The organism is Mesorhizobium sp. M7A.F.Ca.MR.245.00.0.0 (assembly GCF_003997415.1).
Lineage (GTDB): Bacteria > Pseudomonadota > Alphaproteobacteria > Rhizobiales > Rhizobiaceae > Mesorhizobium.
The window spans coordinates 1-548 of record NZ_RZTE01000113.1 but is presented as its reverse complement, the minus strand read 5'-3'; the positions used below and the strand labels follow the sequence as shown (position 1 = coordinate 548).

The 548-nt window shown below is 53.3% G+C and carries 1 protein-coding gene; it reads right to left on the bottom strand.

All coding sequences use genetic code 11. From position 1 onward, the window contains the following. The coding region (locus EOB80_RS34310; protein ID WP_127332401.1) for an NAD-dependent epimerase/dehydratase family protein at positions 1 to 548 on the bottom strand (548 nt) is incomplete at both ends.

Below are 548 nucleotides of genomic sequence, written 5' to 3'. Positions count from 1 at the left end.
ATGCTCAAGTCACTCCAATCGGCCTCAGTGAATTCAGCGGTGTCCATATCGCGAGCGTAACTCATGGCAACGAATGACGATGTGATCACCAGCCGTTTAACCTTCGCTTCATGTGCTGCTCGCAACACTCGTAGTGTGCCAGATCTGGCGATGCCGATGGTGTCAATATTGCCATCCTTTTGTCCAACGGCAAATGGAGAGGCGACATGTAGCACGTAGGAGCTACCGGCGGCGGCATCATCCCAACCGGGATCGGCACTCCAATCTGCCTCGATGAAGGAAAGAGAAGCGCCAATTGATGATGCGCCCATCTGCTCGAGTGTACGACGAACTTCTGGTTCGCGTGTCAGCGAGCGTACAGTGCATCTAACCCGGTATCCAAGATCGAGCAGCTGCAAAATACAGTACATACCGAGGAAGCCGGAACCTCCCGTAACCAGCACTTGTTGGGATTGCGTAGAACGTTTGAGAGGTCTGATCATCGGCATCTGAAGTTGCGGGATTTCCATCGCAGTTTGAGCACTGATTCGATAGCCGACCACGCCCTT